Annotated in this window: 9 protein-coding genes and 1 pseudogene; 7 read left to right on the forward strand and 3 right to left on the reverse strand. The window is 39.5% G+C overall.

Annotated elements, in window-relative coordinates; translation table 11 throughout:
* The first annotated feature begins 175 nt into the window (after positions 1 to 175).
* Both HWQ41_RS20650 and HWQ41_RS20655 read left to right on the forward strand, forming a co-directional pair.
* Positions 176 to 685: a HugZ family protein gene (locus HWQ41_RS20650; RefSeq protein WP_292766836.1), complete on the forward strand. Its 510-nt coding sequence runs from the start codon at positions 176 to 178 to the stop codon at positions 683 to 685.
* Between the two features lie 158 nt (positions 686 to 843).
* Positions 844 to 1,731, forward strand: coding sequence for an alpha/beta hydrolase (locus tag HWQ41_RS20655; RefSeq protein WP_292766837.1), 888 nt, complete (start codon positions 844 to 846; stop codon positions 1,729 to 1,731).
* An 80-nt stretch (positions 1,732 to 1,811) separates the two neighbouring features.
* On the opposite strand, the gene HWQ41_RS20660 is transcribed toward HWQ41_RS20655, so the two are convergent.
* The gene (locus HWQ41_RS20660) at positions 1,812 to 4,673 is read right to left on the reverse strand and encodes a zinc-dependent metalloprotease (protein ID WP_292766838.1); all 2,862 of its coding nucleotides are present in this window, start codon (positions 4,671 to 4,673) and stop codon (positions 1,812 to 1,814) included.
* A gap of 747 nt (positions 4,674 to 5,420) precedes the next feature.
* Between HWQ41_RS20660 and HWQ41_RS20665 the strand changes: the two genes are divergently transcribed.
* Together HWQ41_RS20665 and HWQ41_RS20670 are read left to right on the forward strand one after the other, a co-directional pair.
* Positions 5,421 to 5,816: a hypothetical protein gene (locus HWQ41_RS20665; RefSeq protein WP_292766840.1), complete on the forward strand. Its 396-nt coding sequence runs from the start codon at positions 5,421 to 5,423 to the stop codon at positions 5,814 to 5,816.
* 925 nt (positions 5,817 to 6,741) lie between these two features.
* Positions 6,742 to 8,190, forward strand: coding sequence for an AAA-like domain-containing protein (locus HWQ41_RS20670; RefSeq protein WP_292766842.1), 1,449 nt, complete (start codon positions 6,742 to 6,744; stop codon positions 8,188 to 8,190).
* A 295-nt stretch (positions 8,191 to 8,485) separates the two neighbouring features.
* On the opposite strand, the gene HWQ41_RS20675 is transcribed toward HWQ41_RS20670, so the two are convergent.
* Entirely contained in the window at positions 8,486 to 8,866 is a 381-nt protein-coding gene (locus tag HWQ41_RS20675) for a hypothetical protein (protein WP_292766845.1), read from the reverse strand.
* A gap of 885 nt (positions 8,867 to 9,751) precedes the next feature.
* Here HWQ41_RS20675 and HWQ41_RS20680 point away from each other — a divergent pair.
* Complete coding sequence (locus HWQ41_RS20680) at positions 9,752 to 10,129, forward strand: hypothetical protein (protein WP_292766848.1); 378 nt, start codon at positions 9,752 to 9,754, stop codon at positions 10,127 to 10,129.
* 10 nt (positions 10,130 to 10,139) lie between these two features.
* Positions 10,140 to 12,215: a caspase family protein gene (locus tag HWQ41_RS20685; RefSeq protein WP_292766851.1), complete on the forward strand. Its 2,076-nt coding sequence runs from the start codon at positions 10,140 to 10,142 to the stop codon at positions 12,213 to 12,215.
* Between the two features lie 26 nt (positions 12,216 to 12,241).
* Here HWQ41_RS20685 and HWQ41_RS20690 read toward each other — a convergent pair.
* A pseudogene (locus HWQ41_RS20690) lies at positions 12,242 to 12,328 on the reverse strand (DUF2281 domain-containing protein); the annotation flags it as partial.
* A 389-nt stretch (positions 12,329 to 12,717) separates the two neighbouring features.
* Here HWQ41_RS20690 and HWQ41_RS20695 point away from each other — a divergent pair.
* Positions 12,718 to 12,933, forward strand: a complete 216-nt coding sequence (locus tag HWQ41_RS20695; protein ID WP_292766853.1) for a bromodomain-containing protein — start codon at positions 12,718 to 12,720, stop codon at positions 12,931 to 12,933.
* Positions 12,934 to 13,017: the final 84 nt, after the last annotated feature.

A 13,017-nucleotide genomic window follows, 5' to 3' on the forward strand; every position in this document is an offset into this window, starting at 1 on the left:
CCAACCCCCTCCCCGCAAGCGAGGAGGGGGCTAAGATGTACCTCATTTGATTAGGAAAAGCTATAGTCTAGTTGACAATTAAATACAATTAAGGTATATCTTTGGCATTTCATGCGATTGCTCAATCACGTTAGGATACTTAATTAGGTGTTCCTAATCAAACGGTAATTTACTTATGAGCCAACTTGAAAACATTCAAGCTGAGTACGAAAAGTTTCCTGAAGCATTTGAGAGTGTAATCATTAGCACCGTGAGCGCACAGGCAATACCCAATGCTAGTTATGCTCCCTTTGTAATGGATGATTCCAAGAATATCTACATTTATGTCAGTGGTCTTTCGACTCATACCAAAAATCTTTATGCCAATCCTCATGTTAGTGTCTTGTTTATCGAGGATGAAGCTAAGAGTAATCTAATTTTTGCCCGTCGTCGTTTGAGTTTTGATTGTACGGCAACTTTGATCGAGCGTGAAACTGACAAGTGGAATCAAATCGTTGAGCAATTTCAAGGGCGGTTTGGTGAAATTATCGAGGTTTTGCGCGGCTTGTCTGACTTTCGGATTTTCCAGCTAACTCCGAATGAAGGTCGTTTTGTAGTTGGTTTTGGGGGAGCTTATCACATCAGTGGTGATAACCTCCATCAACTTGTTCAGATCACAGGAGATAGTGACCAAAAGCAAGGATGAATTATCAATTATGAATTAGTTTGACGTATGCAAATTAAATATGGAACAGCTAAGGAGAGAAAAAGTTTACTTACTCCCAGATTTATCGGTAAGCTTTACTTTATATTTCGTAATTTTGCCTTTGGGTAAAGTGCCATTAAACTAAACTCTTTAATTTTATGCTTCAGTTTCAACCTCCTGGCTTTGGACATAAACTTATCCATACATCCTTGGGGGCAATGGTTTACTATACCCAAACGAATGCACCTTGGGCGTTCGCTGATACTGAAGATTTACCCCCATTACTGTTTCTTCATAACTTTGGTGGTGGGGCGTCTGCATATGAATGGTCTAAAGTTTACCCGGCTTTTGCCTCTAACTACCACATTTTAGCCCCCGATTTAATCGGCTGGGGAGAATCGGCTCATCCAGTCCGGGATTATAAAATTAGGGATTATCTCAGCACGATCGCCGAGTTTATCATCCAAACTTGTCGCCAGCCTGTGACGGTAGTAGCCTCGTCTCTAACAGCCGCTTTTGCTATCCGCCTAGCTATTGTTCAACCCAATTTATTCAAAGCACTGTTTTTGGTGTGTCCCTCTGGATTTGATGATTTTGGGCAGGGTGCTGGACGCAGACTTCCGCTTTCGGTGATCAATGCGCCTCTGTTGGACAATTTAATTTACATCCTTGGTGCTGAAAATGAAATTGCAGTCCGAAATTTTTTACAAAGTTTTCTGTTTGCTAAGTCACAACGAGTATCTCAAGAGATGGTGGAGGCTTATTTAACCTCTGCACAACAACCTAATGCCAAATTTGCCGCCTTGGCATTTTTGCGGGGCGATCTTTATTTTGACCTGAGTTTATATATTCAACAACTGACAATTCCCACGGTCATTTTTTGGGGAGAAAAGGCACAATTTACCAACATCAAATTAGGACAACGATTGGCAAATTTAAATACAAGGGCAATTCGAGATTTTTATGCGATCGCAGATGCCGGAATATTACCTCATTTGGAAATACCAGAAGTTTTGATTGGGCTATTACAACGGTATCTTGGGTAATTGGGGAGTGGGGAGTGGGAAAATAATTAACTAATTACGAATTACGAATTACGAATTACGAATTATTTTAATGCCCATCTCTATTTAGAAAGTAACTGTGCGTTTAATGCTTTAGTGATGCGATCGCCAGAAGCTTCTAAGTGAGCTAGGGTGTAAATATCAAGGCTTTCTCCGTTCGGGTGACGCTCCTTCTCCTGCAAAGACGCCAAGGCGAACGTCGCTAACGCTGTGCTAACGCCAGTCTCTCCAGGAGGGGGAACCCCGTCAACGCGCTGCTCACCAAGTTGTTTGAGTCTGACATCAATGGCTTTTTGCAGTTGGCGCAATTCATACCAAGCCAATGTACGACCATCTTCAGGTGTATTAGTAGTACCTAACATCATCTGTAGCAAAATATTTAGATATTCCCGTTGCAATGAACGGCGGATGCTAGAAATTGGCTTTGCTTGTTTTGGGGCGAAAACTTCTGTCCAGATGCCTGTTTGCAGAGTGTCGAACAGTTCCGGGATGGAAAGTGCTTGCCCAGGCAGGGTTTTTAATTCTATATCTTGTAAACGATTCAGGCGATCGCTGTTTAATAGCGATCGCAATACCGCACTTTGGAACTTCAGAATGCGATCGTGAATTGGATAATCAAGGCGGTTGTTAGGTACAGAACTACCCCAGTGTTCCCAGCGCGACGGTGCCAGTTGATTCAGTAATTGTGGTGAAAAACTGAAAGCATCCTCAGCAAATACATACTCTTGCAACTTCGCCAATGCCTGACGTTGTTTTAAAAGTGAAACTGGTACAAATGCCCAAACAGCATCATCACTAGCATGGAGACGCTGAAACGATTGTCCACCAATGTATTTAGAAAGCAAGGTGGCGTTCCGAAAATAATATTTAAGGACTCTATTGAATCTGAGGCGTAGCTTACTATAACTTTCGCCTTTCGATAGATAACGCTTGTCAAGGCGCTGCCACATAACGCGAGCATTATCCATTTGCCACTGCGAATAAAGTAGCACATCACTACTCATATCCCAAACATTTGCCAAAGGATTAATATCCCAGATATCTTCATCACTTGCATAAGATAATTCTGGTTGAGGTGACGCCAGTGCAATCTGCTCCAAAAAACTTTTTTCTGATTCTGGAATGATTCCCTCAAGTGCTACTGATGGGCTTCTTTTATAACCATACTCAATTGCCCATTCGTCGTATGGCCCAATAACTCTTGGGAAATAGTCACCTTGCTGTACTCCCTGTGGTGCTATATTCACGGGTAGATAGTCCATCACCGAACCCACTAAACCTTTAGTGTGAGTGATTTTAGTATTATTTAATTCTTGGGGTGCTAACATGGTGCTGCCATGAAAGTTGTGGCGCAAACCGAGAGTGTGCCCGACTTCGTGAGCGATCAGAGAACGCAAATATTGATGCACATACTCCTTCATCGTTTCACTACTCGATGTAGTGTTTGGCAAAATTGACAACGCCAGCGCCCCCATAGCTGCTTGATTTGAAGACTCCATACCATAGCAGAGTTCGTTGTCTGCTAAATGTTGCTCAGGAAAAGCCTTAAAACCTTTCGAGAACATTGCAGATAAATTACCTGGACATGGGTTTTTGCCCAGTTGAGAAAAGTGTCGATCCGGGAAAGATGAATTTGCTTCCATCAGTGCGCGATATTCTTGCTGAATTGAACGCACCATATTGGCATCCACTATAATATCTGCATCCAATATTTCCCCGGTGAATGGGTTGACGCGCATCGGCCCTTTGGCAAAACCTGCATCCAAAGAATTGAACCAGCGAATAGTATTGTAATGTACATCTGCTGGTTGCCAATCAGCATCATCTGGCATTTGCTGCACTTCAATAGCATTTTTAAATCCGGCTTTTTCAAATGCTTTGTTCCACATCAAAACGCCTTCACGAATCGCATCGCGGTACTCTAGTGGCACAGCATTTTCAATCCAATACACAATTGGCTTTTTGGGTGGAGATAAGGCAACGTTAGGATCGGATGCTTCCAGATGCCAACGATTGATGTAACGTACAAATGATTCGTGAGCATTAGAGAAATTTTGGAAAGCAGTAATAAAATATCCCACTCTGTCATCGGCAAGTCTGGGAATATAACCATTGTTTTCTCTAAGCTGAGAAAAACTGTAGTGTACCTTCAGAGTGAGTGCCCTACTATCAGGCAAGGTGACTAAATTTGCTCCTTCTGGTGATGAGAAACCATAAATAGAATCAATTTCTACATTTTCTGGGAAGCTATTAACATCACCAAAATATGACTTGCGTGCATCCAAGCGGTAATCAGCCTGCAAAGAGTATTTCAATAGGGGAGTTAATCCGGGAAAATCCTGCATTAGCAGTTCATTCAGGTTGATCAGAATATTTTTACTGTATGGATCAATAGTGGCTATTTCGAGTGAATAAAGAACTGAGTCGCTAAATGAACGAGCAAGCGATCGCTGTTCTGGTCTACTTTCTGTACGGAATTTAACATTTCGCACAACAAAATGCAATCTATTATTTACTCGTCGGAAGTAGAAGAGAAAATCAGAAAGAGGTAATCCACTATAAATCCCACTTTCCCCGATGCCCGATTCCAATGTCACTATAGCTAGGTAGTTTTTATTTAGCTGCTCTGGTTTAATTTCTAAGTAAATTTTGCCTGAATTCTCACTGCAATAAAGTGTGAAGAGTCCCTCTAGTTTATCTATCCTTTTGACTATCTGATTAAATCGGCAAAAATCTCCCTTTCTACTCTTGGCAAGATTATTGTCAGCACTTGCTAAGTTTTCAACTATTGGGAGTGCATTTAATTGCTGCACATCAATATTTGAGAGATTTGAAAGTTGGTTTGCTCCTGCGTAATCACTTGATAGGAACAAATTATACAGTAGTACTATACAGATTGCTAATTTCCTTATCCAGTATTTCATCCTTTAGCTTTCCACCTGAAGGAGTTCTCGTGTTGAGGAAAAATGTGGATTAGTTTGTCGTCTGCAAGCCCTTCAAATATTTAGGGATTACGGTATAAATCCACTCAGTCAGACAAAATTTTGCCTCTAGCCTAAAAGTCGTGTGACTATTATTGATTGTTATTAGTAGCTGTTTAGGAATTATCCATTAAGCATCTATCTCTTAGGTAGATAATTTCTACAACCAAAGATACATGTTTTTTTGACTTATATCTGTATTAAAAACCAAATGTAGCATTAAAAATGTATTTGGTGCTACATTTGGCAGCCGAAGCAATCTCAAGCATGATTTATAAACTGAGAGCAAGACTTCTAAGAAAGTTGTTATTAAGCAGGGAAATGCTTTTTTCGGATGAATTGTGGAAATCTATGGTAATCTACTTATGTCTCATATTTATAATAACTATAATTTTTTCGCTTTAATATTCTCCTGATTTGAGAACTACTTAACTCCATCCCAGCTAGCTTGCTCTGGTAAATATGTGGCAAATCTCTGGCTTGTTATGTAAACTATTCAGATAAAAGCAGTATTCCTCATTGCTCGTGCCCATAGACGAATTGCAAATATCCATACATCTAACAATTCATCTCTTCCCCAAGATTTAAAAAGTATTTATTTTTCATAACTGAGATATGCCTTTTGTTAGAAGGATAATTACTTTTTTATAGTTAATCTTTATTTGTACTCCAAAAAATAAGCTAATTGGCATGATAAATTTGATTTCTAGGACGATTAGTCACATAAGTTCTTTGCTTAAAGGACTTCAGATAAAAAGTTTTTTGCCTGTTATCCTAGTTGGTTTTCTAATGCTGACGACCAATGTTGGTTATGGGCACAATGACAAAGGCTTAGGCGAAAGAGTTCGTGAACAGATACAGCAAGATGATTCTCAAAGACCAAAAACAACAGGGGAGTGGAATAAAGAAGCTCGTGAAACGGAAGGTTCTCCTGGTAAACGACTTCAAAAGATTGGTGAAGAGTCAGCAGAAGCCTTTAAACAATTTGGATCTGGGTATGTAGAAGGTGCTAAGAAAACTGCTAGTGATGTAGGGGACAGTGCAGCACAGACAGGCAAAGATATCTCTAACCAAGTTCGGCGCTAAATGCGTTACAATATTCTATTGGCAGCAAGTACTAACAACTTTTCGCCAATAAATGAGTAACAACAGGAACGCTGCTGTCTAACCAACGAAGTCTTCTAATACTTGGATAACGCGCTTATCCTTGCTGATCAAAGATTGTAGCGTTTCTCAGTTGCATAAAATATAGGTCTTTTGTAGGGGCGCACAGCTAGCTGTGCGCCCCTACTCCGTGTTGCATCCAAAGGGGAATTGCTAATTTTGAGAAGCGTCACTCAATTTTAGATTTTAGATTGAAAAGAGCAATCAAGTTACTTGCTCTGTCATTTAATTTTAGACTTCGGCGTGAGCGCTCAGTCGAACGCTTTTGGATTAAAGAATTGTTTCACGTAGCTTGCTTCTCGCGGAGCGAGTATAAATTCGCTTGCTCTGCAACCCTTTTTAAATTTTTGATTTTGAATCTTCAATTCCATTATCCAAAATTTAAAATCTAAAATTCGGTCAATGATAGCGTTAGCGAGTCTTGTTTGCGATACGCTACTCGTGTTCGCACAGCCCGTTGTAGACATCGCCTGTACCTTGTTGGATGCATCTGCACTGCAAAATCCAGATTAATACCAGGTAAGAGATAACTTTAAGTAATATCCTAGTAAGTTGGTATAAATAAACTTAGCTATTGAGGCTTGTCATTTGCAAGTAGTAAAATACACTAGATGCAGAAGCGTCAGCGGCTTTGCGTAGGGGAAGGAAAAATGACAATCAATATAATATAGTTATGTTTATTTATACCGACTCATCTAACTATCATCAAACAGTTATGTATATTTTTTTACTAATTTAATAGTAATTCAATAACAGCTAAGTAACTGTTGAATAAGTGTTTTAAAACATAAAACAATGAGAAGATAGCTAAGACAGTTAACAAAAAAGCAGATTGATAATTAGCGATATGAAGCAATCTAAGAGCACGCGAAGACGGGGACTTATCCTAACGATCGCTGGGTTGAAGCGTTTACAAGCGGCGATTCTGGCTATGGAAAAGGCACAAAACAATGGCGGTCGCTTCACTCTAGAAGATTTAGGCGATCGCATGAATGTTTCTACCAAAACTCTGAACCGATTATGGTCGTTGAATACAGGTGTGGATCAAAAAACCCTGAAATTGTGCTTTAGCGCCTTTAGCCTAGAATTACACAGGGAAGACTATGCAATCCTGAGTAAAACGAATAATACTGAAAGCTCTCAAACTCTCTCACTGAGTTTAGACACAGAAGAACAAAAATTATCTCAGTTTTTATGCTTAGACTCATTTGTTACTCAACACCATAACCAACTCGAAAATCTTTGGTCATACCCAGATGGCCCCGTACCTCTAGATTCTCCCTTCTATGTAGAACGTCCCCCCATTGAGGAATTAATTTATCGAGAAGTAATTCAACCGGGCTGTGTGATCCGGATTCGAGCACCAAGAGAGACGGGAAAAACTTCTCTTGTGCTGCGGCTGTTAGCCTTTGCCCAAATGCAAGATTATCGCTCGGTGAATTTGAATTGCAACCAAATCGATTCAAGCTGTCTGACAGACTTAAACAAGCTTTTGCGTTCTCTTTGCTGGCAAATTGCAACAGAATTAGGCATTGACCCGAAGCTAGATGACAAATGGGATGAAGAAATAGGTTGTAAGTTGAGTTGCAGTTTATACTTGCAATCCTATTTGCTCAAGCAGAGTAAAAGTCCAGTGGTTTTAGTGTTAAATGAGGTTGACCGCTTTTTTGAATATCCTGAAATTGCTCAGGAGTTCTTTGGTTTGTTGCGCTCTTGGTATGAGGAAGCACGACAAGATATTAACTTGCAGAAACTGAGGCTAGTGGTGGTTTACTCCACAGAAGTGTATGTCTCCCTGGATATCAACCGCTCCCCATTTAATATTGGACTACCGATCCGTCTGCCAGAATTTACTGAGTACCAAGTAGAATACTTAGCCCAACGGCATGGGCTAGACTGGACTTCTAGTAACGAGGTAGCCCAACTGATGTCTCTCGTGGGGGGGCATCCAGCACTAATTCGGATTGCTCTGTATTATCTCTGCTGTCAAGGAATCACCTTTGAAGAACTGATACAGGAGGCGATCGCTAACGGCGGTATCTATCGTTATCATTTATGGCGACACTGGGCAATCCTGCAAGAAAACTCCAGTTTGGTAAAGGCATATGTTGAAGTTGTGACCGCAAAGCAAAGCATTTCTCTGAATCCCATTGACGCTCATAAGCTCGAAAGCTTGGGGTTGATCACTTATGAAGGCGATCGCATCCTACCGCGTTGCGAACTCTACCGTGCTTACTTTAAAAAACAACTAGGCGTTACTGAATTTGAATATGAATCATTGCAAAAACGTGCTTGAGAAAAAACTATCAGATACTCTTTCTCTCACGCCCACCGTAATTTTGAGCAAAGGAAGCCTGCGCTCAAACTTCTCTTGAGCGTGAGCTTTTTATATCTTGAATCAGCAACACCAACAACTATCTACAGTTTTCCCATAATGGAGGCTGAAAAAGATTTTAAACCATTCTCTTGTGATCATTATAATCTTTTCATCAAATAATTAACCTGATCAGCTATAATAATTTAATTGGTAATGGCTAGATTTGGCATCAGACCATAGGATTGCTAATTTTGGGATTTCCGATGAAAAATAATTAACTAGCTGACCAATAAAGTTGATATTCCTCGATATAAAATGTTCCATTATTGGAAGACATTTTGAAAAAGAAGTAATAATCTCCTGGCTCCCAAAGACTAAATTCTCGCTCTTGTTCTTGAACATTAGCTGTCGTACCACTATTAGGAATGGTCATGCTACTAGCAACTTGTGTTCCGTTCTGCGCTCTGATCAGAAAAACTTCCAGCATACAGAAACCCTTTAGTTCAGCGGAATAACGAATTTTGAAACGGATTTTTCCTCCATCCCGTAGAGTCTTTTGAACAGAAAAATTTTCGGTCTGAATCGGATTGCCAGACAGATGAATGCCTTGACCTTGCATTAATATATGGGGATGCCTTTGATCGAGTGAACTCATGATTTTTTATCCTCAAAAAGAATAGAGTCTATTGAGATGGTTGCATTGTTGACAAATGGTTTTTACTGTCACGTTTGTATTTTCTCGCTCTCACCAAGAAAATGCAACGACAGATAAGACAGATAAGACAGTTAAAAAATTGAGCGCAGCAAAATAATCGAGACTTAAGCGTTTACTAAACAGTTAAGACAGTTAGTTCCCAAGTCCTTAGTTATTAGCGTAGGCGTAGGTATCGCCTAATTGAAGAGTATGACCTTATCTAATTATCGATAATTTACATTTAGGCTACTTTGTCAATAGACCACTTCATAACAGCAGGAAGCGCTGTATAAGGTTTTATCTCTCTGATACTTGGCTTGTGAAAAATGAATAAAATCTAAAGTTTACTGTAACAAAGGTTCAGGAAATTTTTATAGTTCTTGTGTAATCTGTTCTTTAAGCATCATTATCTTGTTTTGTGTTTCGGCAATATCTAAAATAATATTTATCATATTGGTTTTTGAATGAAAATATAGGATATAGCAGGGGACTGGGGACTGGGGACTGGGTTGAAAGTCTGTTTGTATATAGGTTTTATCATCAGTTAATGTCCTAACCTTCTTGTCCGTTGCTATAAAACAAATTCTGCAACTCTGAAATTTTATATGACACCGAGCAGCGATCGCTCTCGTATTGCTAAATTAGCAAAGTAAATCAAAATCAAGCCTAGCTTGCTGTAGTCCCTAATAGTATCTATTTTTACTTTACAGTACTCTTTCTATTCATAGCACGCTATGCATATTGGCAAATTTTATATTCGCGACAATCCAGACCGGAATTATTACTAGTTGGATTGTATAAGATACTTATAATAATTTAAGCATTAAGCACAATTAGAGGTTGAGAATGGCGAGTAGATCCAACGTCCAGATTACCATCGCCCTGCAAGAGCCTGATTTAGATGACGATGAACTACAAGCTCAAACGCAGAGACTATTGCAACAGATGCTGGAACTGGATGAAGTCGAAGATGCCAGTCTTTTCAGTGAAGCAGAAGCACCAGCAGGAAGTAAATCACTCACAGGGCTGGCTGTGGGTTGGCTAACAGCGCAGGTGAATGCCAAGAATATTAAAGCACTGATGGGATTTTTAGGCGATCGCCTTGGTAACAAGACCATTGAACTAGAAATTGAGTCCAATGGCAAGAAACTGAAAGTAAAAGCCAGCAGTCAGCAAGAGTTAGAAGCAGCAATTGAGGCAGCAGAGAAATTTGTAGCAGGATAGAGTATTTCAAATGGCTAAAGTAGCATTGCTAATTGGGGTTGGTGAATACGGGAATGGTCTTTCCCCCTTACCTGCGGCTCCCAAAGATGTGGAGGCAATGCGGGGAGTTTTAGAAAATCCAGAAATTGGCGGTTTTGATCAGGTAACACCGCTGATTAACCCTGAGCGACAGGCGATGGAGGAGGCAATCTATAGTTTATTTGCAAATCGCAAAAAAGATGACCTCTTGCTACTATTTTTCTCTGGTCATGGTGTTAAAGACGAAAGTGGCAATCTTTATTTGGCTACTCATAATACTCGCAAAGAACAAGAAGCCCTCGTTCAGCCAACAGCAGTAGCAGCAAGTTATATACAAAACATCATGAGCAATAGCCGCTCAAAGCGACAGGTAGTGATTCTCGACTGTTGCTTCAGCGGTGCTTTTGCCGAAGGAATGAAAGCTAAAGATGATGATTCTGTGCCTGTCAAGCAACAATTAGGAGGAGAAGGACGAGCTGTCCTCACTTCTAGTACTTCAACCCAGTATTCCTTTGAACATGAAGGTTTTGACCTCTCGATTTATAGCCATTTTTTAGTTGAGGGTATCAGAACCGGAATAGCAGACAGAGATCAAGATGGAGCAGTTTCTGTTGATGAGTTGCATGAATATGCCAGCGAAAAAGTCCAAGAAACTGCTCCTGGAAAAATGAAGCCTAAAATCTATGTAGTTGAGGAAGGCTTTAAAATACTCCTAGCTAAAGTCCGAGTTAATGATCCAAAACTGAAGTATCGCCAAGAAATTGAGCGTCGTATTAAAGACCGCAAAATTCCTTTTATCGCCCGTAATCTCTTAGACTTGAAACGAGATAATTTAGGTTTACTTCCTCAAGAGGCTGCTGCTATTGAAGCTGAAGTTCTCAAGCCCTACCAAGAATATGAGGCAAAGTTACAGCAATATGAACAGCTTTTATCCCAGGTAATTATAAACGAAAATCCTCTGACTGAATATACTGCCAATATATTAAAAGACTATCAGGAATTTTGGGGTTTAAGAGGTGAAGATATTGAACTCATTAAAAATCGAATTATTCCATCTCAAGAAGTACAACAAACAGTTAACCATACTCAAATACCAGATTCTAATCTTACCAAACTAAATACTCAGGTAAAATCAAGTATCGAGAGCCAACGACACTTTGAAGCCGCAATGCCTCAAAAATCAAAGGTAGGGCAAAGAACTGAAATTCGAGCTATGGTTACATTACCTGATTCTTTGGGGCTACGCGCTCACTTACCATCCTTCACGGATTCTGGTGATGTGATTACAAAAAATGATGTTGTCGGTAATGATGCTCCCTTAGAGTTTCCTGTTAATGAAGTCACAGGCGAGCCATTACCAATTAACCTATTTATAGGTATGACTGCTCCTGATTTTAATATTGAGCAAGCTACTAAAAATATTTTTATTTCTCCAAAGCTTGACTCTGGTCTTATTACTTTATTTCTAATCCCACTGATACGTCAAAAGCATGGACGTGTAATAGTTGAATTATTTAAAGATGAACAACGAACTATACTTTTGAGTTCCTTAACATTAATCACAGAAGTTAGAGGAAGACATGATGATTTAGTAAATGTAGTATGGCATCTAGCAACAATCACCCTTAGCTTTAAGCCAGCTAAACAAATATCCATTGGAAATGCAGAAACTAGCATTGGTAGACTGACAATACCTCAAGTTTACTACCCTTCTCAACAACAGCCTTCACCACCTCCAGATAAGACGTTGTATCAACCAAGACCTGCATCTAATCAAGGCGGCCAACAAGTACCACCAGATAAGACGTTGTATCAACCAAGACCTGCATCTAACCAAGGTCGGCCACAAGTACCGCTTGATGACACAATATATCAACCAAGAACTCTATCTAACCAAAGTTCATCTAACCAAAGTCGTTCTGGATATTGGCAAAAAGCTATTATTATTAGTTTGATTACATCTGTTCTAGTTTTGTTAGTTAGAATCTATATTCTTAATCACATTAAAATAGAATTACCTAAAAACACCAGCCAACCAGTAACAACCAAAGAACCAACAGCAAAATAAGTATAGGCGCACTACTATAGACTTCACTAATATATAATTTCAATAATTTTATCTTTCTGATACTTGGCTTGTAAGAACTGAACAAAATCCAAAATTTCCCGTAACAGAGGTTCAGGTAATTTTTATAGTTATTGTGTAATTTGTTCTTTAAGCATCATTGTCTTTTTTCGTGTTTCGGCAATATCTAAAATAATATTTATCATATCGGTTTTTGAATGAAAATATAAAACCAAACAAATTCTGCAACTGTGAAACTTGATATGACACCCAGCAGCGATCGCTGCTAACAATAGTTATTATATTTGCGATCGCTACTCATGACTTGTTCTCAGCGTGCTAATCTATCAAGTCCTGCTCATAAAAGTATTCTTACTTTAAGATGATGTTAAATTTGTACCCTCTGAATGAGCCTCTTCAACCTATAGCAGGAGTCTCATTTTTCATTAAACGCCTACCATGAAGAACTAGGAAATAAAATTGCAGTATATCTGCCTTTCAACTTATGGACTGGAAGTACAGGTGGAAAAATGGCTATCGACCAAGCCGAGATGAAGCAGCAAAAAACCCTCATTTATTAGATGAGAGTCAGTTCGAGAACGAGCAAGACCGAAAGCTAGCTGAAGAATCTGCAAGGAAGCATTTGGGCGTACCTGCACCAACCTTAGACGAAGATCAATCAATACTACCTCATGCTGTTTCGCCTAATGAAAGCGCTTAATAGTAAGACATAGGCAAAAAATGCCTATGCTCATATCTTGCACCTCACCGTACAAACCCGTAAAAGGCAAATAAAGAGTACAAA

The sequence above is a fragment of the Nostoc sp. NOS(2021) genome, assembly GCF_017115025.1.
Lineage (GTDB): Bacteria > Cyanobacteriota > Cyanobacteriia > Cyanobacteriales > Nostocaceae > Nostoc.

Excerpts from the sequence above, each read along its gene's own strand:
- HWQ41_RS20655 (WP_292766837.1), top strand. The coding sequence starts at position 844 with ATGCTTCAGTTTCAACCTCCTGGCTTTGGACATAAACTTATCCATACA.
- HWQ41_RS20670 (WP_292766842.1), top strand. The coding sequence starts at position 6,742 with ATGAAGCAATCTAAGAGCACGCGAAGACGGGGACTTATCCTAACGATC.
- HWQ41_RS20660 (WP_292766838.1), bottom strand. The coding sequence starts at position 4,673 with ATGAAATACTGGATAAGGAAATTAGCAATCTGTATAGTACTACTGTAT.
- HWQ41_RS20695 (WP_292766853.1), top strand. The coding sequence starts at position 12,718 with ATGGACTGGAAGTACAGGTGGAAAAATGGCTATCGACCAAGCCGAGAT.
- HWQ41_RS20675 (WP_292766845.1), bottom strand. The coding sequence starts at position 8,866 with ATGAGTTCACTCGATCAAAGGCATCCCCATATATTAATGCAAGGTCAA.
- HWQ41_RS20680 (WP_292766848.1), top strand. The coding sequence starts at position 9,752 with ATGGCGAGTAGATCCAACGTCCAGATTACCATCGCCCTGCAAGAGCCT.
- HWQ41_RS20685 (WP_292766851.1), top strand. The coding sequence starts at position 10,140 with ATGGCTAAAGTAGCATTGCTAATTGGGGTTGGTGAATACGGGAATGGT.
- HWQ41_RS20650 (WP_292766836.1), top strand. The coding sequence starts at position 176 with ATGAGCCAACTTGAAAACATTCAAGCTGAGTACGAAAAGTTTCCTGAA.
- HWQ41_RS20665 (WP_292766840.1), top strand. The coding sequence starts at position 5,421 with ATGATAAATTTGATTTCTAGGACGATTAGTCACATAAGTTCTTTGCTT.